Source organism: Methylobacterium sp. WL7 (assembly GCF_008040085.1).
GTDB lineage: Bacteria > Pseudomonadota > Alphaproteobacteria > Rhizobiales > Beijerinckiaceae > Methylobacterium > Methylobacterium mesophilicum.
Map to the genome: position 1 here is coordinate 46000 of NZ_VRVG01000012.1, position 25132 is coordinate 71131.

Genomic DNA, 25132 nt, shown 5'->3' on the forward strand with positions numbered 1-25132 from the left:
GGGCCCGGCGCTGCACGCTTCCCGTGCGGCGAGACTGACCATAACGTGTGGCGATGAAGCAGATCCTCGCCCCGATCGTCGCCGGCCTCCTGGGCGCGGCACCGGCCGCCGCGCAGGCCCCTGTGCGGATCGGCCTGTCGGCGCCGCTCACCGGGCCGGATGCCGCCTTGGGCCAGGGGCTCCGGCAGGGCGCCGAGCAGGCTGTCGCCGACCTGAACCGCGCCGGCGGCAGCCGTCCGAAATTCGCCCTGGTGCCGGCCGACGATGCCGGCGATCCCAGGCAAGCCCTCGCCGCCGCGAAGAAATTCGCCGGTGAAGGCGTGCGCTTCGTGGTCGGGCCGTTCGAGTCCGGGGCGGTCGCGGCGGCGGCTCCGGTCTACGAGGAGGCCGGCGCCGTGATGGTCGCGCCCGGCGCCGCCTATACGCCTCTGACCGGCCGCGGGTTGTGGAACCTGTTCCGGCTGGGCCCGAGCGACGCGCAGCAGGGCCGGGCGGCGGGGAGCTATCTCGCCAAGGCGTTCGCCGGCCGGCGCGTCGCCATCGTCAACGATCGCTCGACCTACGGGCGCGGCCTCGCCGAGGCGGTGGCGGCGCGCCTGAAGGAGGCCGGCACCCCGGAGGTGCTGTTCGACGGCTTTCCCCGCGGCACACGCGACCTCTCCGATCTCATTGGGCGGGTGAAGGCGGCCCGGGTCGAGGCCGTGTATTTCGGGGGGCTGGCGCCGGAGGCCGCCACCCTGGTTCGCGCCCTGCGCGAGGCGTCCATCGGCGCAACGCTGGTGGCGGGCGACGGCATCCTCGATCCCGCCTTTGCGGCCGTCGCCGGCCCGGCCGGGGAGGGGACCGTGATGACCCTGCCCCCCGATCCGCCGCGCCTGCCCGAGCCGAAGGGCGGCAAGGCGACGGCGCGCAGCCCAGAGGCCGAGAGCGTCGCGGCTTCGGGCTACGCGGCGGTGGAAGTGCTGGCTCAAGGCTTGGAGCGCGCCCGCGCGGCGGACCCGAAAGCCGTGCGCGTTCCGGACGGCCGCAAAGTCGCCGAGGCGCTGCACGGCACCCAGCCTGCGCGCACGATCCTCGGTCCGGTCGGCTTCGACGAACGTGGCGACCGGATCACCGGTCCGGTCACCCTGCGGGTCTGGCGGCGGACGCCGGACGGGCGCCTAGACTACGCCGGCAACGACGTCTCCGGTCCGTGAGCGCGGGCCGCCCGGGACCGCGATCCGAGGGCGGTCCGGACGCGGCATTCCTGAGATGGCCGCCAGTTTTTTGGAAAAGATGATGCCAAATCAGCGGTTGCGCGCATCATCCGGGGCTCGATATCCAGTCCGATCGGCACGGCGTGACTTGCCGCGGGATCGTGCGACGACTAAATGCGGGCAGCGTCGCTGAGCAGGCGCGGACCGTCCGTCGGATCGGATCCGCGCCCTGCGGCGTTTCCCGAGCTTGATGACAGCCGTTGAAGTTTTGCCGGAACGCCTGCTGCCGGACGGTCCGACTGGAGAAGGTGCATGGCGAAAGAAGAATTGATGCAGTTCGACGGTCTCGTGATCGAGATCTTGCCGGACGCGCGCTACCGCGTGCAGCTCGACCAGGGTCACGAGATCGTCGCCTACACGGCCGGCAAGATGAAGAAGAACCGCATCAAGACGCTGGCGGGTGATCGGGTTACGGTCGAGATGTCGCCCTACGACCTCGAGAAGGGCCGCCTGGTGTTCCGTCACAAGGACGAGCGCTCCGCGGGTCCGCGTCCGCAGGTGCGGGGCGGTCAGTTCCGCCGCCGCTGATGGCTGAGCGCGCGACCCGGGTTTCCTCGGTCGCGCCGGCCTATCTGCTCCTCACGCTCACGGCGTTGCTCTGGGCCGGAAACGCGGTCAGCAGCCGCTGGGCTCCGGGGCACGTCTCGCCGCAGGTGATCACGACGCTGCGCTGGGCTGTGGCCTGCACTGCGCTCGCGCCGTTCGCGGCCCGCAGGCTCGTGGCGGAATGGCCGCTCCTGCGCCCCCACTGGCTGCGCATCCTGCTGATGGGCGGCCTCGGCTACACTGCTTTCAACTGCCTGTTCTACGCCGCCGGCGTCCACACCGGAGCGGTCAACCTGGCGCTGTTCCAGGGAGCGATCCCGGTCCTGGTGATCCTGCTCAACCGCGTGGCCTACCGGGTGCCGGTCACCCTCGGCCAGATGCTTGGCGTGGTCCTGACGCTGATCGGCGCCGGCATCGCCGCAACGCACGGCGACTGGTCGGTCCTGACGCGCCTCGATTTCAACCGTGGCGACGTCCTCGTGTTCGGCGCCTGCCTGCTCTACGCGGGCTACACGATCTTCCTGCCGACGCGCCCGAAGGTGACGGCGCTGGCGTTCTTCGCCGCCATGGCGATCGCCGCCTTCGTGACCTCGCTGCCGCCCCTCGCCGTCGAGTGGGCCACGGGGCATGCGGTCTGGCCCGGGCTGGCGGGCTGGGCGATGGTCGCCTTCGTGGGCCTTGGGCCGTCGCTGCTGGCGCAGTTGTTCTTCATGCGCGGTGTCGAACTGATCGGCCCGAACCGGGCCGGCCTGTTCGTCAACCTCGTGCCGATTTTCGGCGCGGGCCTCGCCGTCCTGCTGGTCGGCGAGCCGTTCGGGGCGACTCAAGCCGTCGCCCTGGCCCTGGTGCTCGGGGGGATCGCCTGTGCCGAGCGCCTGAAGCCGGCGCCGGCCGCCGGGGCGACCCCCGAAGCCGCCTATTCGCAGACGCGGACGCGCCGGATGTAGACGTCGCCGTAGGGGTCGATCGTGCGGCGGCGCTCGAAGTGGCAGACCGGACCGTAATCCTCTTCCACGTAGACAGGCGGCGGGGCGCGGTAGACCGGCCGGCCCGGATAGTAGCCATTGTTGGCCGACGACGCGATGGCGCCGCCGACCGCGAGGCCGCCGAGCACGCCGAGGGCCGCGGCGCCGCCGGCGCCGATCCCGTCACGGGCCTGGGCGGCCGGAGAGAGGGTGGCGAGGCTCCCGACGATGAGGCTCGTCGCGAGAAGGTACTTCATGACATTCCCCCTGATGGGTGCGATTCGGTCAGGCGTAGGCTGACTACCACACCTCAGCTTTGGGGCGTTTGTTCGGCCGCACATCGCGACTTGACGTGGGGTGTTCCGACGCACCAAACCCGGATCGGACGCATCAAAACAACAACCGCGAGCGGAGGCCGGCATGGTGACACGGGGCTTCGTCGGGCGCAGGCAGCCGCCCGAGACGGGCGCGCGCATCCCGCCCGGCCAATATCTCACCGAGGATTTCCCGATCCTGCAGATCGGCCCCAACCCGACCGTGGATCCGGCCACCTGGCGGTTCACGCTGCGTGAGGGCTCTCGGCCGATCAAGACGTGGAGCTGGGAAGAATTCGAGGCTCTGCCCCGCACCACCTGGCAGGGGGACATCCACTGCGTCACCAAGTGGTCGAAGTTCGACACCGCCTGGAAGGGCGTGAGCTTCGACGACCTGCTGGCCGATGCCGGCATCGCGGCGCCGACCGGGTATCTCCTGGCGGAATCCTACGACGACTACACCACCAACGTGCCGGTTGCCGACCTCGTGAACGGCCAAGCCATGGTGGCGACGCGCTATGCCGGCCAGCCGATCCACCCGGATCACGGCGGCCCGGCGCGGCTGCTCGTGCCGCACCTCTATTTCTGGAAGAGCGCCAAATGGGTGAAGGGCCTTCGCTTCACTCAGACCGATACCGCCGGCTTCTGGGAGTTGCGTGGGTATCACATGTACGGGGATCCCTGGCGTGAGCAGCGCTACACCGGTGACTGAGCCGATCGTCTTCCGCTGGCACCAGGCCGAGATCACCGCAATCGCGCCCGTCACCTCGCAGGTGAAGAGCTTTCGGCTACGCTGTGACATCGCTCAGGCTTACCGGGCCGGCCAGCACGTCGATGTCCGCCTGACCGCCGAGGACGGCTACCAGGCCCAGCGCAGCTACTCGATCGCCTCGGCGCCCGACGGCAGCGGCACCCTCGAGCTGATGGTCGAGGCGCTGCCCGACGGCGAGGTCTCGGGCTGGTTCTCGGAGGCCGCCGAGGTCGGCGACCGGGTCGAGCTGCGCGGGCCGATCGGCGGCTCGTTCTCCTGGGACGGCCCGGACGGGGGCCCGCTGCTGCTGGGGGCCGGCGGCTCCGGCGTGGTGCCGCTGCTGGCGATGCTGCGCCGGCGCGCGCTGGTCGCTCCGGAGATTCCGGCGGCCCTGATCTACTCCGCCCGGACGCGCGCGGACGCGATCGCGTTGCCCGAACTGGAGCGCCTCGCCGCCGACGGAACCGGCTTCTCCCTGCACCTCACCACCACCCGGGATGCCGGCGGCCGGCGCATCGACGCCGCCCTCGTGGCCGGCGCCCTGGCGCGGCTCGGACGACCTGAAAAGGTCTTCCTCTGCGGGTCGAACCGATTCGTCGGCGCGGCCTCCGACCTGATCCTGGCGGCGGGCGTCCCGGCGGGCGTGATCCGGACCGAGCGGTTCGGCAGCTGATCAGGGGCTGAAGATCAGCACGAGGTAGACGAAGAACACCACGAGGTGAACGGCGCCCTCCAGAACCGTCGTGCGGAGGCCCGAGAAGGTCTGCGTGCTCAGGATCAGCGTCACCGCCAGCAGCGTCATCTCGGTGGGCTTGAGTCCGAGCACCACGGTCTGGCCGGTGAGCAGGCCGATCGTGAGGATCGCCGGCACCGTGAGGCCGACCGTCGAGGTCGCCGCGCCCAGGCACAGGTTGATCGCCCGCTGCAGCTCGTTGCGGGCGATGGCCTTCAGCGCCGAGATCGCCTCCGGGGTGAACACGATGGCGGCGATCAGCACGCCGCCCAGCGCGGAGGGCGCCCCGAGCGCCGCGATGCCGTGGTCGAGGATCACCGCGAGGCTCTTGGCCAGCAGCACGATCGGCACGACGTTGGCGAGCAGCAGCACGACGTGCTTCGCGATCGCGCCGCGCGAGGTCGAACCCGAGCCGGACTCGCTGTCCGCCTCCTCTTCCGACTCCTGGAAAAAGTCGCTGTGCCGGCTGGTCTGGATCAGCAGGAACACCCCGTAGAGCGCCAGGGTGAATACCGAGAAGGTCACCGCCTGCAGGGTGGTCAGGGTGCCGTCGGCGGTGGAGCTGGTGAAGTTCGGGATGATCAGCGCGACGGTGGTCAGCGGGATGATCACCGACAGGAAGGCCGAGGCTCCCTGCAGGTTGTAGCTCTGCTGGTGGTGGCGCAGGCCGCCCATCAGCAGCCCGAGGCCGACCACGCCGTTCAGCACGATCATCAGCACGGCGAACATCGTGTCGCGGCCGAGCGTCGGCGCGTCCTTGGCCGAGAGCATCACGGCGGAGATCAGCGCCACCTCGATGATCACGATCGACAGGGTCAGCACCAGGGTGCCGAGCGGCTCGCCGAGCCGATGCGCGAGATCCTCGGCCTCGTGCACGACCCCGAAGGCCGCCCAGACGATGACCGCGAGCAGCCAGGCGAACAGGCCGCCCGCGAACCAGGGCTGCGACAGGTCCCCGAGCCAGGACTTCCCGAACCACGCGAAGGCGAGAACCGTCGCCCACGCCACCGCCAGCCGCAGGACTCCCGTCATGGTCTTGGTCGTCTCCGTGCGCGGTCGTGTGACGCGGCCGTGCGTACTGTCGGACCCAATGAGAGTCCATGCCCGGCCTGGACCGGGTCAGCCCGCGTCCTACGGTGGCGTCAGTGCGGGCGGACCAGCCTCGCCGCGCCCCTCTGAGCGCGCGCAACCGGCCCATGCCGTGGCGGGAGTGGTCATCGGGCCCCGTAGGCGCTACCTTGTCAGGACCCGAATAAAGTCCGGTGCCTGATTCCTCCGCCGCGCGATGGCGCGCTGCCGGGCGCGGCGCGGCCGTTGAGAGTTTCCGAAACTTGCCCTTCCCGACCCTGCCCGCCCCCCTCGCGCGGGCCCTGTCCGAGCGCGGCTATGCCGATCCCACCCCGGTCCAGGCCGCGGTGCTGGAGGCGGCGGCCGGCGCCCGCGACCTCCTCGTCTCCGCCCAGACCGGCTCCGGCAAGACCGTGGCCTACGGGCTCGCCATGGCCGACATGCTCTTCGGCCGCGAGGCGGGTGAGGAGGCCGATGCGGCCGAGATGCTGCCGCCCGCCGGCGCGCCGCTCGCCCTGGTGATCGCCCCGACCCGCGAACTGGCCCTCCAGGTCCAGCGCGAGCTGCTGTGGCTCTACGCCCCGGCCGGCGGGCGCGTCACCGCCTGCGTCGGCGGCATGGATCCCCGCCGCGAGGCCCGGATGATGGCCGACGGCACCCATATCGTGGTCGGCACCCCGGGCCGCCTGCGCGACCACCTCGAGCGCCGCAACCTCGACCCGACCAACCTGCGCGCCGTCGTGCTCGACGAGGCCGACGAGATGCTCGACCTCGGTTTCCGCGAGGATATCGAGTTCATCCTTTCGTCCACCCCGCCGGAGCGGGCGACCTACCTGTTCTCCGCGACCCTGCCGAAGGCGATCGAGGCCCTGGCCGAGCGCTACCAGCGCAACGCCCTGCGGCTGGCGATCAAGGGCGAGAGCAAGGGCCACGCTGACATCGCCTACCGGGCGGTGCGGATCATGCCGCGGGAGACCGAGCACGTTGTGCTCAACCTCCTGCGCGAGGCGGACGCCCCGACCGCGATCGTGTTCTGCAACACCCGCAACGCGGTGCGCCATCTCCAGGCGAGCCTCACCGAGCGCGGCTTCTCGGTGGTCGCGCTCTCGGGCGAGCTCGGCCAGGGCGAGCGCAACGCCGCCCTCCAGGCCCTGCGCGACGGGCGTGCCCGGGTCTGCGTCGCCACCGACGTGGCGGCGCGCGGCATCGACCTGCCGTCGCTGAGCCTCGTGATCCACGCCGACCTGCCGCACGACGCCGAAGTGCTTCAGCACCGCAGCGGGCGTACCGGTCGGGCCGGGCGCAAGGGCACCTCGGTGCTGCTGATCCCGAACTCCCGGCGCCGCCGCGCCGAGCAGATGTTCGCCATGGCCAAGGTCAGCCCGGAATGGTCGGGGCCGCCCTCGGCCGACGACATCCGCAAGCTCGACGGCGAGCGCATGCTCTCCGACCCGCTCTTCTCCGAGCCGCCGGCCGAGGAGGATGTCGCGCTCGCCGGCGCCCTGCTCGCCGGCAAGACGCCGGAAGAACTCGCCGCCCTCCTGGCCCGGGTCTACCGCACCCGCCTGCCGGCGCCCGAAGAGGTCAGCGATCCCGGCGAGGGCCGTGCGCCGCGCGGCGTCAGCGAGCGCCCGCCCTACGACCCGATGAACCCGGAGCAGATCGCCGCCCTGGGTCCGGCGGTGTGGTTCCGGCTCAATCTCGGCCGGCGCGACAACGCCGACCCGCGCCGTCTGCTGCCGATGCTGACCCGCCGCGGCGGCATCGGCCGCCAGGAGATCGGCGCGATCCGGATCTTCGACCGGGAGACCAAGTTCGAGATCCGCGGCAACGCCGCCGCGCGCTTCGCCGAGGCCTTCGCCCGCAACGGCTCGCCGGAGATCCAGGTCGAGGCCTTGGCCGGGGATGCCGGTCCGGCCGAGCGCAAGAGTGCCCCGAGCGGCCCGAAGGGGTTCGCGAGCCCGCGCGCCGGCAAGCATCAGCGCCAGGCCGAGCGGTCCGGTCCCCGGCCCGATCACAAGCCCGGCCGGAACACAGGCCGCAGCTGAGCCGGCTGAATCCTGAACGGGGGCGCTGCTGCGCCCCCGGGCAGCCCGTAAGCGGCGTCCAGAACGGCAGCCGCCCGCTTATCGGTAGGGACGTTGCGGAGAGCGGAGCATGCGTATCGAACCGCTCCGGCGTCCGGCGGGAGGTGCTAGAACACCTTTTTCATCGCATCGCCCAGTGCGTCGACGCTCTCCTTCAGCTTCCGGCCGGCTGGCGCCAGGGACGGGAGCTTAATACCGAGCACCTCGGTCTCCTCGTCGGCCGGCTCGGCCTGAGCCACGGTCGCGGCGCCGGGCTTGGCCGCATCGGCGGCCTTCTTCGCAACCGGCGGCTTGCTGACGGCCATCACCTTGCGGGCTGGCTTCTCGGGTGAGGCCGGAATCGGTGTCGCCGCGACCGGCTTTGGCGCGGGCGCGGCGGCGGGCACGACTGCGTCCCGCGCCCGGACGATCTCGGAGGCCCGCGGCTGCTGCAGCACGGCGGTGCGGGTAGGCGGGAGGGGCACGACCTGCCGGGCGGCGGCGATCGGCGCGACCGGGGTCGGCGTCGGGATCCGCTTGGTCGGCGCCTCGGGCACGGCGACGCTTTTCGCGGGCGGTGGGGCGCTCGGTACGCTTCTGGCCGGCGCGGACATGGGCGGGCTCGCGACGGCCGGCGCTGGCGCCAAGGCCTCCGGCAGGACGGCCATGCGCAGGGCCGGCTTCTCAGGCTCAGCCGGCTTCGGCGTGACGGGAACGGCCGGAGCGATTCCGGCGACGGCTGGAAGACCGTCCTTCAATTCGGGCCAGTCCGCGGCCCGGCTCGACGGTCCCAGCTTGACGGGTGTCGGGGCTGCGAGCCCTGCCATCAGGGTCGAGGCGGCGACGCCGAAGCCCGCGAGCGCGCTGACACCGACCAGCCCGGCCAGGACCAGTCGCAGGCTGGGCTTGCGTCCGGGACGGAGATCCGGCGACCGATGCGGCCGGGTGTCGGACGGGTCCAGGGCGAGGTCCATCATGGTCCGGGGTCTCTGACACGGTGCACGACGCGCGCGACCGGGCCCCCCACGACCGGCCGCCGTTCTCCATCGTTGCGGAGATGGGTCGACTCTGCCGTCGATAGAGAAACCGCAATACGGCGCAAAGATGTCGCGTCGTATTGGGTGCCCGGCCCATCTGGGCTCGGCTATCCACAAGATAAGCTGAAGCCGCTTAAGAATCCGTAGTCGGTTCGATTACCGCGGTACGGCTTCGACAGCGCCGGGGCGCCGCCGATCCCCTGGCCAGGGCCGTCATCGTCCGAAGCGACTTGCGGGATCCGGTGGCAGAGGCTTCGCCGACAGGCCAGCGCGAGCACAATTCCCGAAGGCGGCCACTGGCTTACGGGGAAAAGACGATGGGAATCAAAAAGCTAGCGCATCGAGCCGGTTCCGGTCGCCGGGACGATGCGTTATGCGTCTCGGCGTGGATACGACACCGACTCAGCTTCCCATCTCGGCTGCACCGCCCGACAGGCACCGCGCCGGCTTCTGGTCGTGGACCGATTGGTCGACCCGGGCCCGGCTCGTCGCGGTTGTGTTGTTCATCGACGCGCTGGCGGCTCTGATCTCCTGCGGGGTGATCGTGCTCAACGCGCGCAACGCGGTGCGGGTCGAGACCCGCGCCTCGCTGGCCACCGTCGAGTCCCTGGTCGCCGACACGATCCGCCTGTCCGACACCGCCTCGCCGGACACGCTGCTCCAGACCTTGGACCTCCGCTTCAAGGTCCTGCGGCACGTCCGCGTCGCGGTCCTGGAAGCGGACGGCGACCAGGTCGGCAAACCGATGCCACCGCACCGGGCCGAGCGCGAGGCGCCCCATTGGTTCGCCGACCTGATCATGCCGCCGATCGAGCGCCACACCCTGCCGATCGTGGTCAACGGGCAGACCCTCGGAACCGCGCAGATCACCACCCAGCCGATGGACGAGATCGACGAGATCTGGGGTTATGCCCGGGCGCTCTCGATGACCACGCTGGCGATCAACGCCGCGATGCTGATCGCGCTCTATCTGGCCCTCGGGCGCATCCTGGCGCCCCTGCAGCGGCTGGGCGCCGGCCTGACCCAGCTGGAGCACCATGATTACACCGCGCGCCTGAAGCCCCCCGGCGCCCGGGAGCTGGCGGTGATCGCCGAGCGGTTCAACAAGGTCGCCGCCGCGTTGAGCGAGGTCCGCGCCGCCAACGGCCGGCTCAACCGGCAATTGCTCACCGCGCAGGACGACGAGCGCCGCCGCACCGCGCTCGAACTGCACGACGAGTTCGGTCCCTGCCTGTTCGCCCTTGAGGCCAATGCCGCGTCGATCGCCCGGATCGCCTCGGGCGCGGCCGAGCCCAATCGCGAAAAGCTCGCCACCCGGGCTGCCGAGATCAGCGCCATCGTCGGGCAGGTCCAGACCGTCAACCGGGAACTCCTGAACCGTCTGCGCCCGCACGGGCTTGGGCAGGCGCCGCTCGCCACCTGCCTCGATCTGATGCTGCGCGGCTTCGGTCAGCGCCATCCCGGCACCGCCTTCGTCGGCCGGTTCGACGGCTTGGCCCGCGGCTATGGCGACCTCGTGGACCTCACGGTGTTCCGCTGTGTGCAGGAGAGCGCGACCAACGCCGTGCGGCACGGCGCCGCCACCCGGGTCGAGGCCGAGGCGACAGAGGGGGACGGCCTATTGCGCGTCACGATCCGCGACGACGGGACGGGAATCCCGCTCGAACACCGCACCGGGCTCGGTCTGTCGGGGATGCGCGAGCGCGTCGAGGCGCTGGATGGTACCTTCGCCCTTGACAATGCCGGCCCCGGAGCAATCGTCAAGATCACGATCCCCGTTCCGCCGGAGCGGGTCGACGAGAACAACAACGCGCCGAGCGCATGAACGCCATCGCCTCCCAGATCGACGCCGCCGCCACACGCTTACCGGTCCTCGTGATCGACGATCATCCGATCGTCCTGCAAGGCTGTCGCCGGGTCCTCGAGGATTCCGGGGTCGAGACCATCGCGGAGGCGACCACGGTGGTCGGCGGCTACCGGATCTTCCACCGGCTGCGTCCGCCGGTGGTGATCTGCGACCTCACCTTCCAGGGCAGCGGCATGGCCGGGCTCGGCCTGATCCGTCGCATCCGCGCGGTCGCCCCGGAGACGCGCATCCTGGTGTTCAGCATGCACAACGATCCGGTAATCGTGGCGCGGGCGCTCGAGGCCGGTGCGCTGGGCTACGTGCTGAAGGACCACGCCTCGGCGGAGCTGTTCGAGGCGTTCGGCAAGGTCAGGGTCGGCGAGGTCTACCTCGACCGCCGGCTCGCCACCGAGGTCGCGATGCTACGCGCCGACGCCCGCCGGACTCCCGAATCCCAGCTCACCCCCCGTGAGCAGCAGATCCTGGCGCGGCTGGCCCAGGGTCGCTCCTACGGCGCCATCGCGGCCGACCTGTCGGTGAGCTACAAGACCGTCACCAACGCCTGCTCGCAGATGCGCCAGAAGCTCGGCGTCCGGACGCTGGCCGAACTGATCCACGTGGCCGTCACGCACGCCCAGCGACAGGGCTGACGCCCTCACAGAAACCAGGCAGGAGTTGCCTTTGACCGACGGTGACACCGGCTCGAACGCGTTCTCCCGCGACGCGTGGGCGCGCAACGCGGTGGCCTACGAGACGATCCGGTCGATGCCGTTCAACGCCGAGCTCGCCGCCGGCACGCTCAAGCAGGATCGCTTCCGCCACTACATCGTGCAGGACGCGCATTACCTGATCGGCTTCGGCCGTGCGCTGAGCCTCGCCGCCGCGAAGGCGCCGGACCCGGACGGGATCGTGCAATTCTCGCGCGCCGCGCAGGACGCCATCGTGGTCGAGCGCGCGCTCCACGGCGGGTTCTTCCGGGATTACGCGATCGGCCCGGAGACCTTCGCGGCGACCGCGCTGACGCCGGCCTGCCACCACTACGTCTCCTACCTCCTCGCCGCGGCCTATGCCGAGCCGTTCGAGGTGCTCTGCGCGGCCCTGTTGCCGTGCTTCTGGATCTACAAGGCGGTGGGTGACGACATCTTCGCCCGCGCCGCCGCCGACAACCCGTACCGGGCCTGGATCGACACCTACGCGGGCGAGGAGTTCGCCACGGCCGTGGCCAGGATGATCGCCGCCACCGACCGGGCCGCGGAGCAGGCGTCCCCGGTGGTACGCGCGCGGATGCACGAGGCCTTCACGCAGGCCACCCGACTGGAATGGCTGTTCTGGGACAGCGCCTATCGGGACGCGGCGTGGCCGCTGTGACGATCCCGAACCGGGCGTGACGCCGCCGCCGGACCTCAGCCGCCGGGCAATCCTGGCGGCGACGGCCGCCGCGGCCGCATTCGGGCGCGTCCGCACCGGAGCCGCGGACGCGCCGAAAGCTATCCCGCAGGATCGCCCGGTCCGGATCGCGATGATCCTCTATCCGGGCATGACCGCCCTCGACCTTGTCGGCCCCCAGGCGCTGCTCGCCGGGCTGGCCCCCGGCAGCCTGTACTGCGTCGCGCGATCCGCGGGTCCGGTCGCCAGCGACACGGGCCTGAGCCTGGTGGCGACCCACACGTTCGAAACCTGCCCGCCCGATCTCGACGTCCTGCTGGTTCCGGGCGGCGACGGCACCCCCGAGCAGATGCGCGACGCGGCCCTGCTGGACTTCCTGCGGGCCCGCGCGCCCGGCACGACCTGGCTGACGAGCGTCTGCACCGGCTCGCTGATCCTCGGGGCGGCCGGCCTGCTCAGGGGCTACCGCGCCACCTCGCACTGGTGCGTGCGCGATGCGGTGCTGCCGCTGCTCGGCGCCGTGCCGGTGGCCGAGCGGGTGGTGTTCGACCGCGATCGGGTCACCGCGTCCGGCGTCTCGGCCGGGCTCGATCTCGGGCTGGCGCTGGCCGCCCGCCTGCGTGGCCCCGACTATGCCCGCACCGCGCAACTCGTCGCCGAATACGCCCCGGAGCCGCCGTTCCGGGCCGGCACGCCCGGGCAGGCCGGGCCGGCGATCGTCCGGGCGGCGGACGAGATCCTGGCCCCGCTGGTCGCGGGGGCGACCCGGGCCGCCCGGGGGGACTGACGGCCCGAAAGCGATGCAGCCGCGCCACGCTTCGCGCCGACGTTGTGCGGCGTCCTTGACGGGGCGCCCCGCGAACCGAACTGTGCCGTCAGGAACCGCCGGAGCCGCCATGTCCCTGATCGCACGCCTGCGCGCCTACGCGACCGAGGCTCTCGGGGTCGGCGCCTCCGAGCCGGTGGACGACACGCATCTCGCCGCGACCGCCCTGCTCGTGCACGTGGCCCGGGTCGACGGCATCCTGGCACCCGCCGAGAGCGACCGCCTGTCCCGGATCGTGCAGGGCCGCTACGCCGACGGGCCGGACGCGGCCAGGGCGCTGATCGAGCGCGCCGCCGCGATCGATGCCGAGACCCGCGACGTGGCGAGCCTCGTCGAGATGATCCCGCACGAGGCCAACATCACTGAGCGCCAGGAATTGCTGACCATGGCCTGGTCGGTGGCCGCCGCGGACGGCATCGTGGACGAGTTCGAGGAGGCGCTGGTGGAGCGCCTCGGCCGGTTGCTCGGCTTCGACGAGGCGGCGGTCACCGCGGCCCGGCGGACCGGGCAGCAGGGCGTCGGCGCCGCCTGACCGCGCGGGCCTGGACGATGATCGCCAGCCTGGCGCTGATCCTGCTCGCCCAGCTCGTCGGCGAGGTCCTGGCCCGGGGCGCCGGGGTGCCGGTGCCGGGGCCGGTGATCGGCATGGGGCTGATGTTCGCCTTCCTGCTGCTGCGCGACAGCCGCCTCGGCCTGCCCCGGATCCTGCCGCAGCCGCTGACCGACGGCACCCTCGAATCGACGGCGCGGGGGCTCCTGATGAACCTGTCGCTGATGTTCGTGCCGGCCGGAGTCGGCGTGGTCGGGCGGCTCGACCTGCTCCGAGCGCAGGGGCTCAAGCTCGCGATCGTGCTGGTGGTCTCGACCGCCCTGTCGCTGCTGGTGACCGTGCTGGTGTTCCGCGCGGTCGCGTCCCGGGTCGAGCGGCGGCGGCCGGACGGCGAGGCCTGAGCGGTGGCCGGCGACTTCTCGCTTTGGGTCTACCTCGCCGGCACGCCGCTGCTGTGGCTGACCGTGACGCTGACCTCCTACGTCCTGGCCGACCGGCTCGCGGCCGCCACCGGCCGCCACCCGATCGCCAACCCGGTTCTGATCACGGTGGTGCTGGTCGGCAGCGTCCTGGCGGTGACCGGCACGCCGTATCCGACCTATTTCGAGGGCGCCCAGTTCGTGCACTTCCTGCTCGGGCCTGCGACGGTGGTGCTGGCGATGCCGCTCTACGAGCGCCGGGCCACGGTCCTGCGTGCCCTCGTGCCGATGCTGGCCGCCCTGGTGGCCGGCGCCGCCACGACGCTCGCGGTGGTGATCGCGCTGGCGCGCCTGCTCGACATCCCGCAGCCGATCCTGATCTCGCTGGCGCCGAAATCCGTGACCTCCGGCGTCGCCATGGGCATCGCCGAGGCGCTGGGCGGCGACCCGACGCTCACCGCGATCCTGGTCATCCTCACCGGCATCATCGGGGCGATCCTGGTGACGCCCCTGATGAACGTCCTGCGGATCCAGGACATGCGCGCTCGCGGCTTCGCGGCGGGGCTCGCCGCCCACGGCATCGGCACCGCCCGAGCCTTCCAGGTGAGCGAGACGGCCGGCACCTTCGCGGGCATCGCCATGGGGCTCAACGCGTTCCTGACCGCGATCCTGGCGCCCCTGGCGCTGCATCTGCTGTTCTGAGCGATCAGCCGTCGAGGTGCCAGACGACCGCGTCGGCGAGCGACAGGCTCGACGTCAGGCCCGGGCTCTCGATTCCGAACAGGTGGACGATCCCGGGCAGCCCGTGCTCGGCCGGCCCGTCGATCCAAAAGTCCGCCGCGGGCTCGCCCGGGCCGGTGAGCTTCGGGCGCAGGCCGGCGTAGTCCGGATACAGCACCCCGTCCGGCAGGCCTGGCCAGTAGCGGCGGATCGAGCCGTAGAAGCTGTCCGCCCGCCGCGGGTCCACTTGGTAGTCCACCGTGTCGACCCATTCCACGTCGGGGCCGAATCGGGTGCGGCCGGCCAGATCGAGGGTGAGGTGGATGCCCAGCCCGCCGTCGAGGCGCGGGGCCGGATAGATCAGCCGCGAGAACGCCGGCTTGCCGGTGCAGCCGAAGTAATTGCCCCGCGCCAAGCGCAGCACCGGCACGCGGTTGGCCGGATAGCCTTCCGTGCGGGAAGCCAGCACCGGCGCCCCGAAGCTCGCGGCATTGACGACCGCGTCGAAGGCCATCTCCCCCGGCTCGCTGCCCCCGAACGCCGCGTGCCATTGGCCGCCCCGCCGGGACAGGCGCTCCACCGGCGTACGCAGGGCGAGGACGCCGCCGTGATCCTCGATGACGCCGAGCAGGGCCAGCATCAGCGCGTGGCTGTCGACGATGCCGGTCCGGGGCGCATGCAGCGCCAGGGTGCAGGCGAGTGCCGGCTCCAGCCGCTTCGCCGCCGCGGCGTCGAGAAGCACCAGGCCGGGGACGCCGTTCGCCTCGCCTTGATGGCGGATCGCCGCGATCGTCTGCGCTTCCGCGTCGTCGGCCGCCACGATCAACTTGCCGCAGGCGCGATGCGGTACCCCATGGTTCGCGCAGAAGTTGTACAACTTCTCGGCGCCATCGACGCAGTGGCGGGCGCGCGCGGAACCGGACGGGTAATACATGCCGCCATGGATCACCTCGGAGCTGCGGGCTGAGACTCCGGTCCCGAACGCGTCCTCCGCTTCCGCCAGGATGACGGCATGCCCACGCTGCGCGAAGGCCCGCCCTACGGCCAGCCCGACGACGCCGGCGCCAACGACCAGAACCTCCATGCGCACCACTCTCGGCTGCCGGCCCGAAAGGGCAGGTGAGTCTTCAATACCGCACCCGAGACCGGATGAGGGCCCGGATCTTGATTCGGCGTTGACCCTAATTATCAATTCTAAGTAGAAACAGCGCGGCAATAGATACGCGCAGCGGTTGTAAGCGCGGTGAGTGGGCGCATAATGCAATGACGCGCTGCCCCAGGGCAGACCGGAATTCCTCCCCGGCGGCCATCACCGGCACCCGGCAGTACAGCACCTCTATCGACTCGACAAAGCCGCATCTTCGGACAGGAAACCTTAGGAGATGACCATGCTGACGACCTCCCCGAGCGTCGAACTCGCCGCGAAGATCCTAAGCGCCTACGTCACCAAGAACAGCGTGCCGGCCGGCGCCCTTCCGAGCCTCCTGTCGGAAGTCCACCGTTCGATCACGGCCCTCGACGCGCCGTCGGAGCAGCCGGTCAAGCGGCCGACCGAGGCGCAGATCCGGGCCTCGATCCGGCCCGACACGATCATGAGCTTCGAGGACGGCAAGTCCTACAAGGCCCTGCGCCGACACCTGACCCTGCGCGGCCTCACCCCCGAGGCTTACAAGGCGAAGTGGGGCCTGCCAGTGGATTATCCGCTGGTCTCCGCGGCCTACAGCGCCCGGCGTTCGAAGATCTCGCGGGAGATCGGGCTTGGCCAGAAGCTGCGGATGCAGCAGGCGGCCGAGTAGGCACGGCTCCGACCGGACTGCCGGGGCCGGCCGTGCACGTCACGGCCGGCCTTCTGCCGCCGCGATCTCCTGGATCAGCAGGGCCACGAGACCGGACCAGCCGGTCTGGTGCGCCGCGCCGACGCCCCGGCCGGTATCGCCGTGGTAATACTCGTAGAACAGCACGAGATCGCGGAAATGCGGATCGTCCTGTTCGATCCGGCTGTCCCCGTAGACCGGCCGATGCCCGTCCTGTCCGCGGGTCGAGAGGCCGATGAGGCGGCGCGACAGCATCGCCGCGATCTCCCGGAGCGAGTAGGTCCGTCCCGAATGGGTCGGCGCCTCCACACGGAAATCCGGCCCGTAATAGCCGTAGAACTGCTCAAGGCCTGCAATCAGCAGGTAGTTCACCGGCATCCAGACCGGCCCCCGCCAGTTCGAATTGCCGCCGAACAGGCGTGAGCGCGATTCCGCGGGCTCGTAGGCAAGCCCCATGTCGCGGCCGTTCCAAGGGAAGCAGAACGGCTGGTCAGCGTAAGCCCGCGAGACCGCCCGGAGGCCGTGCTCGGACAGGAACTCGGCCGGGTCGAGGGCGCGGTGCAGCAACGCCTTCAGCCGGTGTCCGCGCAGCAGCGACAGCAGCACCGTCTGGCCTTCGCCCGGCACGTTCCAGCGCGAGACCAGGGTCGCCAGGTCCGGCCGGTTCTCGAGGAAGAATCGCATCCGCTTCTGGAGCGACGGCAACTTCTCCAGGTCGCGCGCGCTGATCGTGGTGACGGCGAAGATCGGGATCAGCCCGACCATGGTACGAACCCGGATCGGCAGGCGACCGCCGTCCCGGGCCTCGATCACGTCGTAGAAGAACCCGTCCGCCTCGTCCCAGACGCCGTCGCCGGTGGCCGCCGCGATGAGCAAAAAGTGTTCGAAGAACTTCTCGGCCATGTCCTCGTAGGTCGGATCCCGGAGCGCCAACTCGATGGCGATGCGCATCAGGTTGAGCGCGTAGGCCGCCATCCAGGCGGTCGCGTCCGACTGGGTCAGGGTCGCGCCGTCGCCAACCGGCTTCGAGCGGTCGAAGATGCCGATGTTGTCGAGGCCGAGGAAGCCGCCCTGGAACAGGTTGCGGTCGTCGGAATCCTTCCGGTTCACCCACCAGGTGAAGTTCAGCGTCAGCTTGTTGAAGATACGCTTCAGGAAGACGTGGTCCGGAATGCCCGTCAGCGCCCGGTCCAGCTCGAACACCCGCCAGGCGGCGAACCAGGGATATTCCCAGGCATCCGGCATCGAGATGACGTCGTTGGCGCGCAGATGCGTCCAGTCGGCGTTGCGGCCGTGCCGGCGCGTGGGGGAGGGGGGCGGCTGGGCCGGATCGCCCGCGAGCCACTCGCGCACATCGTAATGGTAGAGCTGCTTCGACCACAGCATCCCGGCCAAAGCCTGCCGCTGGACGAGCCGCATGTCGGGATCGGTGATCGACGCCTGCAGGACGGCGTAGAACGCGTCCGCCTCCGCCGCGCGGGTGGCGAACACCGCGTCGAAATCCGCGAAGGGCTCGCCCGGGGTGGTCTCGGGGCGCAGCCGCAAGCGCAGCGTGCGGGTCTCGCCGGGGCCGAGATGCAGGTCGTAGCGTGCGGCGCATTTCGTGCCGGACAGGTGGTTGGCCGCCCCGGCCTCGCCCTGGACGACGCACCGGTCGATCCCGTCCTTATAGAAGCCCGCCTCGGGACCGCTGCCGTAGAGCCGGTGGGTGTTGGTCTCGTTCTCGGTGAACAGCAGTTCGGCCGCGCCCTCGGCGAAGAAGCGCATGGGCGCCACGCCCGGATGGCGCGCCCAGACCGACCCGTCCGATCCCGCCTCCAACTCCGGCTTCGCGGTCCCGGCCTTCCACGACCACAGGTTCCGCGCCCAGAGCTGCGGCAGGAGCGTGAGGTCGGCTGCCTCCGGCCCGCGGTTGGTCACGCTGACCCGCATCAGCACGTCGTCGGGGTCCGCCTTGGCGTAGGCGATCTCGACATCGAAGTAGCGGCCCGCGTCGAACAGGCCGGTGTCGAGCAGCTCGAATTCCGGGTCGTCGAGCCCGCGGCGGCCGTTCTCCTCGACCAGGCGTTGATACGGGAATGCGGCCTGCGGATACTTGTAAAGCATCCGCATGAAGGCGTGGGTCGGGACGCCGTCGAGGTAGTAGTACAGTTCCTTCACGTCCTCGCCGTGGTTGCCCTCGGCGTTGGTGAGGCCGAACAGGCGCTCCTTCAGGATCGGGTCGCGTCCGTTCCACAGGGCGAGCGCGAGGCACCAGTTCAGGTGCCGGTCGCCGAAGCCGCCGATGCCGTCCTCGCCCCACCGATAGGCCCGGGACCGGGCGTGGTCGTGGGGCAGGGAATCCCAGGCCTCGCCGTCGGCGCTGTAATCCTCCCGCACCGTGCCCCATTGCCGGTCGCTGAGATACGGCCCCCAGCGCCGCCAGGCCGGATCGGTCCGCGCCTGCACGAGGCGCTGTCCCTCGGCGGTATCGAAGAGACCGGGGACGCCGTTCGGCTCGGTCATACGGTCGATGCTCCCGCGCTCTTATGGAATTTGCGCCGCGATACTGCCGTGGTTCGGCGGGGCGTTGTCAATTCCGGTGCGCGGCTTCTTCGGTCGCGCTCATCCGATCTGCAAGCGGTGCTCCGGCGGCCACAGGATAACCCCCCCGTCATTCCGGGCTCGCCTGCGGCACCCCCGAATGACGGGGTCGATGCTTCATGCGGCGATGTAAGACCTGAAATATTGGCGGATCGTATGTCCACATACGATTGCCCCGATCGACCGCATCGGGCGTCCTCAGCCGACGGACAGGATGCGCGACCCGTCCGGCCCGGCATCGACCGTCAGCGCCCGGTAATCCGGAATCGTCGCGTGCGTCGTCTCGATCGGCGCGTGGTGGGTCGCCGTGACCACCACGACGCCGGCGCCCGCCGCCTCGCCGGCCTGGATACCTGCCGGCGCATCCTCGAACACCAGGCAATCCGGGGCCGCGACGCCCAGACGCTCGGCACCCAGCAAAAAGCAATCCGGCGCGGGCTTGCCCCGGGCGATATCCTCGGCGGCGATCAGCAGGGCCGGGATCGGCATGGCGGCGGCGTCCAGGCGGCGCAGGGCGAGCGCCCTCGGCGCCGAGGTCACGATCGCCCAGCGTTCCGGCGGCAGCGCGCGCAGGAAAGCCCGGGCCCCCGGGATCTCGACGATGTCGCCGACATCGTCGATCTCGGCCCGGGTGATCGCCGCGGCCTCGGCCTCCGGGTCGACCCCGGGCAGGCCAAGCCGGCGGATCGTGTCCACCGAGCGGACCCCGTGGATGGTCGGCAGGAAGGTCGCCACGTCGAGGCCGTGGGCTTGCGCCCAGCGTGTCCAGGTGCGCTCCGCGGAGGCGATCGAGCTGATGATCGTGCCGTCCATGTCGAACAGGAAGGCGGCGAAGCGGCGCGTCGGCAGGGTTTGGGTCGTCATGCCCGATGGCTACGCGTGCACGGGCGGGCGGACAACCGCGCCGCGCGCACGGCCGCCGCCCGCCCGATCATCGTTGACTGCCGTCAGGTGTCCGAAGTCTCGGAGCCCGGCGCCTGACGGTTGGCCGCGTGGTCCTGGTATTGGTCGGTCTGGACCGCCTTGCCGTCGAGCCCGCGCTCGTCGCTGTGGCGGGACTTGTCCCGGTTGCTCAGGACCTCGTTCTCGCCCAGCACGCCGTCCGGAAGCTCGGTCATGCCGCCGGTGCCCGAACTCTTGCCCTGACCGCCCGGGCCCATGTGGTGCTTGTCGGCCTTCGCCATGTCGCGCTCCTCATCTTCCAGGGGGTGTGGACGCCGGGAGATGGAGTCGGGGATCGGCGCGACAAGGCGGTCGCGCACGGACGCCGTGGCCGCAGGGCCGAGCGCTTCACGGGCCGACGCCGATGGTGTAGCGCGGAGATAATCCTGGGCCGGATCCCGGTCCCTTCGTCGCGAAAACCCGTATCAGATCCATGCCGAGCCGCATCGACGCCACCTTCGCCCGCGCCCGCGCGGAGAACCGGGCCGTCCTCGTCACCTACGTGATGGCGGGCGATCCCGACCCGGAGACCTCCCTGGAGGTCCTGAAGGCGCTGCCCGGCGCCGGCGCCGACATCCTGGAATTCGGCCTGCCGTTCACCGACCCGATGGCCGACGGCCCGGCGATCCAGGCCGCGGGCCTGCGCGCCCTCAAGGCCGGCCAGGGTGTCGCCGGCACCCTCGACCTCGTGCGCCGCTTCCGGGCGGAGAACGACGGCACGCCGATCGTGCTGATGGGCTACTTCAACCCGATCCACACCTACGGGGTCGACCGCTTCCTCGACGACGCGGTGGCGGCCGGAGTGGACGGTCTGATCGTGGTCGACCTGCCGCCGGAGGAGGATACCGAGCTGTGCCTGCCGGCTCTGGCCAAGGGGCTCGCGTTCATCCGGCTCGCCACGCCGACCACCGACGAGCGCCGCCTGCCGGCCGTGCTCGCGAACACCGCGGGCTTCGTCTACTACGTGTCGATCACCGGGATCACCGGCACGGCGACGCCGGATTTCGGCAAGGTCTCGGAGGCGGTCGCCCGCATCCGCCGCCACACCGACCTGCCGGTGGTGGTGGGGTTCGGGGTGAAGACCGGCGCCCACGCGACGGCGATCGCCAAGGGCGCCGACGGCGTCGTGGTCGGTTCGGCGCTGGTGGACACCCTGGTCCGCGGGCTGGATTCCGAGGGTCGGCCGCAAGCCGGCACCGTCCCGGCGGTGGCGGCGCTGGTCCGTGAACTCGCGGCCGGCGTGCGCGCGGGCGGCGCGGACCGGGCGGCCTGAACCCCGGATCACCGCGCGCCCTGGCGGCGGCGAACACGGCACCTGATATCAGCGCGAGCTTGAAGCGAACGGACGCGAGTCGATGGTCGAACCGATGAACTGGATCTCGGAGGTGGTGCGCCCCCGGATCAAGACCCTGTTCAAGCGCGAGACGCCGGAGAACCTCTGGGTCAAGTGCCCGGATACCGGCCAGATGGTGTTCCACAAGGAGGTGGAAGCCAATCACTGGGTGATTCCCGGCTCCGAGCATCACCTCAAGATGAGCGCCGCCGCGCGCCTCAAGATGATGTTCGACGAGGGCACCTGGATCGACGTGGCGCTCCCCGAGGTCGCCGTCGACCCGCTTAAGTTCCGCGACGAGAAGCGCTACGTCGACCGCCTGAAGGAGGCCCGGGCCAAGACCGGCCTGCAGGACGCGTTCAAGATCGGCTTCGGCCGGGTCGGCGGCCTGCCCATGACGCTGGCGGCGCAGGAATTCGGCTTCATGGCGGGATCGCTCGGCATGGCGGCGGGCGAGGCCTTCGTGCGCGGCGCCGAGACCGCCCTGGAGAAGCGTACCCCCTACGTGCTGTTCTCGGCCTCGGGCGGGGCGCGCATGCAGGAGGGGATCCTGTCGCTGATGCAGATGCCCAGGACCACCGTGGCCGTGCGCCGGCTGAACGCCGCACGCCTGCCCTACATCGTGGTGCTCACCAACCCGACCACCGGCGGCGTCACAGCTTCCTACGCCATGCTGGGCGACGTGCACCTGGCCGAGCCGGGCGCGCTGATCTGCTTCGCCGGCCCCCGGGTGATCGAGCAGACCATCCGAGAGAAGCTGCCGGACGGCTTCCAGCGGGCCGAGTATCTGCGCGAGCACGGCATGGTCGATCAGGTGGTCCACCGCCACGCCCTGAAGGAGACGATCGCACGGATCTGCGGCCTGCTGACCAACGCCGCGACGCCCGAGGCGCCGGCGCCTGCCCAGGCGGCGGCTTAGCCGGCGCCATGGCCTCCTCAGATGCCCTCATGGCGCGATTCCTCGCGCTCCATCCGCGCACCATCGACCTGTCGCTGGGGCGGATCGAGCGCTTGCTGGCCCGGCTGAACCACCCGGAGCGGCGCCTGCCGCCGGTGATCCACGTCGCCGGGACCAACGGCAAGGGCTCGACCATCGCATTCATGCGGGCGATCCTGGAGGCCGGGAGCCTGGCGGCGCATGTCTACACCTCGCCGCACCTGGTCCGGTTCCACGAGCGGATCCGGCTCGGCGGCATCGGCGGCGGCCAGTTCGTGGACGAGGATCGGCTGGCCGACGCGTTCTCACGCTGCGAGGCCGCCAATGACGGCCAACCGATCACCATGTTCGAGATCACCACGGCGGCCGCCCTGCTGCTGTTCTCGGAGAGCCCGGCCGACGTGCTGCTGCTCGAGGTCGGGCTGGGCGGCCGGCTCGACGCCACCAACGTCATCGCCCAGCCGGCCTGCGCGGTCGTGACCCCGATCGGGCGCGACCATGCCGAGTATCTCGGCGACACGGTCGAATCGGTGGCGGCCGAGAAGGCCGGGATCTTCAAGCGCGGCTGCCCGGCTGTGATCGCGGCGCAGGATTATGCCGAGGCGGACGCCGTACTCTGCCGGCACGCCGAAGCCGTGGGCGCGACACCGATCCGGGTCGGAAACCAGGATTTCTCCGCGCACGACGAGCGCGGCCGCATGGTCTACCAGGACGAGACCGACCTGTTCGACCTGCCCCGTCCGCGACTCGCCGGGCGCCACCAACTGGTCAACGCCGCCACCGCGATCACGGCTCTGCGGGCCGCCGGCTTCGGCGATATCGGCAACGCCGCGTTGGAGCGGGGCCTCACCGAGGTCGATTGGCCCGGCCGTCTGCAGCGGCTCGGTCGTGGGCGCCTCGCCGCCCAGCTCGACCCCGGCGCCGAGCTTTGGCTCGACGGCGGTCACAACATCGACGGCGGCCGGATCCTCGCCGCCGCCATGGCCGATCTCGGCGAACGCAGCGACGTGCCGCTGGTGCTGATCGTCGGCCTACTGAGCACCAAGGACGCTGACGGCTTCCTGCGCAACTTCGTCGGGCTGGCCCGGGCGCTCATCGCGGTCCCGATCACCACCTCGATGGCGGCGCGGCCGGCGGAGGAGGTGGCGCGCATCGGCGAGGCCGTCGGCCTCTCGACCCGGACCGCCCCGAGCATCGAGGCCGCCCTGGGTCAAGTGAAGGACATCGCCTTCGAGCAGCCGCCGCGGATCCTGATCTGTGGTTCGCTGTACTTGGCCGGATTGGTGCTCGCCGCCAACGACACGCCCCCCGTCTGAGTCGCTCCGCGCCTTTGTCTTGAGCGCTGGCTTTTTCCGGCGTTTCAGTTAGCGACCCGGTAATGGTCGTCGATTCGCCGCATTCGGGGATGCGAATCGCCTCTAAAGGCTACGCTTTCCCTCCGCTGTGGCAGCGAAGCTACATCCTCATCAGGACCAATCGCCTAGCTTCGGCGGCGATCGGGCTTGTGCTGGGGATCACAGTAATGAAGACGCTTCTCACCTCTCTCGCGGCGTTCACCGCGCTCACCGCGGCAGCCTCCGCCGCCGACCTGCCGCGTCGCGCCGCGCCGCCGCCGGTGTTCACCCCCGTCCCGGTGTTCACCTGGACCGGCTTCTACTTCGGTATCAACGCCGGCTACGCGTTCGACGCCAGCAGCACCGACAGCAACCGCGGCTTCGTGCAGACTGCCGGCAGCCCGGCCGTTCTCGGTGCCGGCGGCCTCGTGCCGTACCGCGCCCTCGCGCCGCTCGGCTCGTCGCTGATCTACAACCAGAACAACCGCGAAGGCTTCTCCGGCGGTGGCCAGATCGGCTACAACTACCAGTTCACCCCGGGCTCGGGCGTCGTGATCGGCTTCGAGGCCGACGCGCAGTACCTCGATTTCGGTGGCCGTCCGCGCTACGCCACGAACGCCGCCGCCATCAACCCGGGCTTCATCCCGGTCAACGGCACCCTGAACACGCTGGACTTCTTCGGCACCGTGCGCGGCCGCCTCGGCTACGCCTTCGACAAGACCCTCGTGTACGCCACCGGCGGCTTCGCTTACGCCACGGGCGACCAGGGCACCCAGGGCGTCGCGTTCCAGAACTTCGCTGGCAGCCGCGACAACTTCAAGACCGGCTACACCGTCGGCGGCGGCGCCGAGTTCGCGCTCCCCACCGACTCGTTCCTGAACTTCTTCCGCTCGTCGGCGGTGACGTTCAAGGTCGAAGGCCTGTACGTGAGCCTGGACCGCAACCGCACCGGCCTGCCGCTGGTCGGCGCCTCCCTCAACACCGGCGCCGTCCTGCCGGTCTACGCCGTCACCGGCAACACCAGCCGCAACACGAACGACTTCGCCGTCGTCCGCGCCGGCCTGAACTACAAGTTCGGCTCGTACTAAGATCGAACGCTTGGTCCCGGGCGCGAAGCCCGGGACTTGAAAACGGGTCTCGAAACAGAGAAAGCCCGGCCTCGCGGCCGGGCTTTCTTTTTGGCGTCACATCGGACGCGTCAGGCGCTTACGCGACCTGCGCGCCGATCCAGCGGGAGAGGTCGCCCTTCGGGGCGGCGCCGACCTTCTGGTCGACCCGCTCGCCGTTCTTGAACAGCAGCAGCGTCGGGATCGAGCGGATGCCGTACTGGGCGGCGATCTGCGGGTTCTCGTCGACGTTGACCTTGGCGATCTTCACCTTGCCCTGGAGATCGGTGGCGATCTCTTCGAGCGCCGGGCCGATCTGGCGGCAGGGGCCGCACCATTCCGCCCAGAAATCGACCACGACGGGCTCGGCGGACTTGAGAACGTCCTGCTCGAAGCTCGCGTCGGTTACTTTGACCGTCGCCATAACGTCACCTTTCAGAACCGGCCGCCGATCGGGCGGCCTCGGACGGGCAGGGGCCCGCGCGGTTCGATCAGACTTGGCGACGGGCCGCCGCGCGGTCAAGCAGTCCACCCGCCGATGCATGGGGGCGTCTTCAGGGGCGCATTGCGATAGGCGCTGGCGCATGTCGGGTGGGGGAG

At 70.7% G+C, this 25132-nt stretch carries 26 protein-coding genes; 18 read left to right on the plus strand and 8 right to left on the minus strand.

What is annotated here, in order from left to right:
- Positions 1–53: 53 nt before the first annotated feature.
- The 3 genes from FV233_RS05680 (at position 54) to FV233_RS05690 (ending at position 2749) form a co-directional block, all read left to right on the plus strand.
- Positions 54–1196 carry a branched-chain amino acid ABC transporter substrate-binding protein gene (locus FV233_RS05680; RefSeq protein ID WP_147896882.1) on the plus strand — a complete coding sequence of 381 codons (1143 nt, stop codon included), beginning with the start codon at positions 54–56 and terminating at the stop codon, positions 1194–1196.
- 312 nt (positions 1197–1508) lie between these two features.
- Entirely contained in the window at positions 1509–1784 is a 276-nt protein-coding gene (infA, locus tag FV233_RS05685; protein WP_007561169.1) for a translation initiation factor IF-1, read from the plus strand.
- Complete coding sequence (locus FV233_RS05690) at positions 1784–2749, plus strand: DMT family transporter (protein WP_147896883.1); 966 nt, start codon at positions 1784–1786, stop codon at positions 2747–2749. Before infA ends, FV233_RS05690 begins: the two co-directional genes overlap by 1 nt.
- Here the strand turns inward: FV233_RS05690 and FV233_RS05695 are convergent.
- Positions 2719–3024 carry a hypothetical protein gene (locus tag FV233_RS05695; RefSeq protein ID WP_147896884.1) on the minus strand — a complete coding sequence of 102 codons (306 nt, stop codon included), beginning with the start codon at positions 3022–3024 and terminating at the stop codon, positions 2719–2721. The two genes, FV233_RS05690 and FV233_RS05695, sit on opposite strands and share 31 nt — an antisense overlap.
- 163 nt (positions 3025–3187) lie before the next feature.
- On the opposite strand from FV233_RS05695, the gene FV233_RS05700 reads away from it, so the two are divergent.
- Together FV233_RS05700 and FV233_RS05705 are read left to right on the plus strand one after the other, a co-directional pair.
- Complete coding sequence (locus tag FV233_RS05700) at positions 3188–3793, plus strand: sulfite oxidase-like oxidoreductase (protein WP_147896885.1); 606 nt, start codon at positions 3188–3190, stop codon at positions 3791–3793.
- A complete protein-coding gene (locus FV233_RS05705; RefSeq protein ID WP_246689915.1) occupies positions 3768–4505 on the plus strand; it encodes an FAD-binding oxidoreductase in 738 nt (245 codons plus the stop codon). Before FV233_RS05700 ends, FV233_RS05705 begins: the two co-directional genes overlap by 26 nt.
- Here FV233_RS05705 and FV233_RS05710 read toward each other — a convergent pair whose 3' ends face one another.
- On the minus strand, positions 4506–5597 hold the full coding sequence (locus FV233_RS05710) for a calcium:proton antiporter (RefSeq protein ID WP_147896886.1): 1092 nt from the start codon (positions 5595–5597) through the stop codon (positions 4506–4508).
- Between the two features lie 299 nt (positions 5598–5896).
- On the opposite strand from FV233_RS05710, the gene FV233_RS05715 reads away from it, so the two are divergent.
- Positions 5897–7681, plus strand: coding sequence for a DEAD/DEAH box helicase (locus FV233_RS05715; RefSeq protein WP_147896887.1), 1785 nt, complete (start codon positions 5897–5899; stop codon positions 7679–7681).
- A gap of 146 nt (positions 7682–7827) precedes the next feature.
- Here FV233_RS05715 and FV233_RS05720 read toward each other — a convergent pair whose 3' ends face one another.
- Positions 7828–8676, minus strand: coding sequence for a hypothetical protein (locus FV233_RS05720; protein WP_147896888.1), 849 nt, complete (start codon positions 8674–8676; stop codon positions 7828–7830).
- Positions 8677–9109: 433 nt separating this feature from the next.
- Here FV233_RS05720 and FV233_RS05725 point away from each other — a divergent pair, with 433 nt between their 5' ends.
- The 7 genes from FV233_RS05725 (at position 9110) to FV233_RS05755 (ending at position 14465) form a co-directional block, all read left to right on the plus strand.
- The gene (locus FV233_RS05725) at positions 9110–10561 is read left to right on the plus strand and encodes an ATP-binding protein (RefSeq protein ID WP_246689916.1); all 1452 of its coding nucleotides are present in this window, start codon (positions 9110–9112) and stop codon (positions 10559–10561) included.
- Complete coding sequence (locus tag FV233_RS05730) at positions 10558–11232, plus strand: response regulator transcription factor (RefSeq protein ID WP_007561188.1); 675 nt, start codon at positions 10558–10560, stop codon at positions 11230–11232. The genes FV233_RS05725 and FV233_RS05730 overlap by 4 nt, the downstream gene beginning before the upstream one ends.
- 31 nt (positions 11233–11263) lie before the next feature.
- Positions 11264–11950, plus strand: coding sequence for a thiaminase II (tenA, locus tag FV233_RS05735; protein ID WP_238259818.1), 687 nt, complete (start codon positions 11264–11266; stop codon positions 11948–11950).
- Positions 11951–12101: 151 nt separating this feature from the next.
- Positions 12102–12755 carry a DJ-1/PfpI family protein gene (locus FV233_RS05740; RefSeq protein WP_147896900.1) on the plus strand — a complete coding sequence of 218 codons (654 nt, stop codon included), beginning with the start codon at positions 12102–12104 and terminating at the stop codon, positions 12753–12755.
- Positions 12756–12864: 109 nt separating this feature from the next.
- Complete coding sequence (locus FV233_RS05745) at positions 12865–13326, plus strand: TerB family tellurite resistance protein (RefSeq protein WP_147896889.1); 462 nt, start codon at positions 12865–12867, stop codon at positions 13324–13326.
- 17 nt (positions 13327–13343) lie between these two features.
- Complete coding sequence (locus FV233_RS05750) at positions 13344–13745, plus strand: CidA/LrgA family protein (protein WP_147854169.1); 402 nt, start codon at positions 13344–13346, stop codon at positions 13743–13745.
- A 3-nt stretch (positions 13746–13748) separates the two neighbouring features.
- Positions 13749–14465, plus strand: coding sequence for an LrgB family protein (locus FV233_RS05755; RefSeq protein ID WP_147854168.1), 717 nt, complete (start codon positions 13749–13751; stop codon positions 14463–14465).
- A 4-nt stretch (positions 14466–14469) separates the two neighbouring features.
- Here FV233_RS05755 and FV233_RS05760 read toward each other — a convergent pair whose 3' ends face one another.
- A complete protein-coding gene (locus FV233_RS05760) occupies positions 14470–15567 on the minus strand; it encodes an NAD(P)/FAD-dependent oxidoreductase (protein ID WP_147854167.1) in 1098 nt (365 codons plus the stop codon).
- A 304-nt stretch (positions 15568–15871) separates the two neighbouring features.
- Here FV233_RS05760 and FV233_RS05765 point away from each other — a divergent pair, with 304 nt between their 5' ends.
- Positions 15872–16279, plus strand: coding sequence for a MucR family transcriptional regulator (locus tag FV233_RS05765; protein WP_147854166.1), 408 nt, complete (start codon positions 15872–15874; stop codon positions 16277–16279).
- 39 nt (positions 16280–16318) lie between these two features.
- Here the strand turns inward: FV233_RS05765 and FV233_RS05770 are convergent, their stop codons facing one another.
- From FV233_RS05770 to FV233_RS05780, 3 genes are all read right to left on the minus strand, one after another.
- Positions 16319–18802 (minus strand): glucosidase, encoded by a 2484-nt coding sequence (locus FV233_RS05770; RefSeq protein WP_147896890.1) that lies wholly within the window; start codon positions 18800–18802, stop codon positions 16319–16321.
- Positions 18803–19078: 276 nt separating this feature from the next.
- Complete coding sequence (locus tag FV233_RS05775) at positions 19079–19744, minus strand: HAD-IA family hydrolase (RefSeq protein WP_147854164.1); 666 nt, start codon at positions 19742–19744, stop codon at positions 19079–19081.
- An 83-nt stretch (positions 19745–19827) separates the two neighbouring features.
- On the minus strand, positions 19828–20064 hold the full coding sequence (locus FV233_RS05780; RefSeq protein WP_147854163.1) for a hypothetical protein: 237 nt from the start codon (positions 20062–20064) through the stop codon (positions 19828–19830).
- A gap of 191 nt (positions 20065–20255) precedes the next feature.
- On the opposite strand from FV233_RS05780, the gene trpA reads away from it, so the two are divergent.
- From trpA to FV233_RS05800, 4 genes are all read left to right on the plus strand, one after another.
- Positions 20256–21095, plus strand: a complete 840-nt coding sequence (gene trpA, locus FV233_RS05785) for a tryptophan synthase subunit alpha (RefSeq protein ID WP_147896891.1) — start codon at positions 20256–20258, stop codon at positions 21093–21095.
- A gap of 82 nt (positions 21096–21177) precedes the next feature.
- The gene (gene accD, locus FV233_RS05790) at positions 21178–22074 is read left to right on the plus strand and encodes an acetyl-CoA carboxylase, carboxyltransferase subunit beta (RefSeq protein ID WP_147857239.1); all 897 of its coding nucleotides are present in this window, start codon (positions 21178–21180) and stop codon (positions 22072–22074) included.
- Between the two features lie 8 nt (positions 22075–22082).
- Positions 22083–23408 (plus strand): folylpolyglutamate synthase/dihydrofolate synthase family protein, encoded by a 1326-nt coding sequence (locus tag FV233_RS05795; RefSeq protein ID WP_147857240.1) that lies wholly within the window; start codon positions 22083–22085, stop codon positions 23406–23408.
- A 206-nt stretch (positions 23409–23614) separates the two neighbouring features.
- Positions 23615–24514: a porin family protein gene (locus FV233_RS05800; protein WP_147896892.1), complete on the plus strand. Its 900-nt coding sequence runs from the start codon at positions 23615–23617 to the stop codon at positions 24512–24514.
- A gap of 118 nt (positions 24515–24632) precedes the next feature.
- Here FV233_RS05800 and trxA read toward each other — a convergent pair whose 3' ends face one another.
- Complete coding sequence (gene trxA, locus FV233_RS05805) at positions 24633–24956, minus strand: thioredoxin (RefSeq protein ID WP_007561219.1); 324 nt, start codon at positions 24954–24956, stop codon at positions 24633–24635.
- Between the last annotated feature and the right edge of the window lie 176 nt (positions 24957–25132).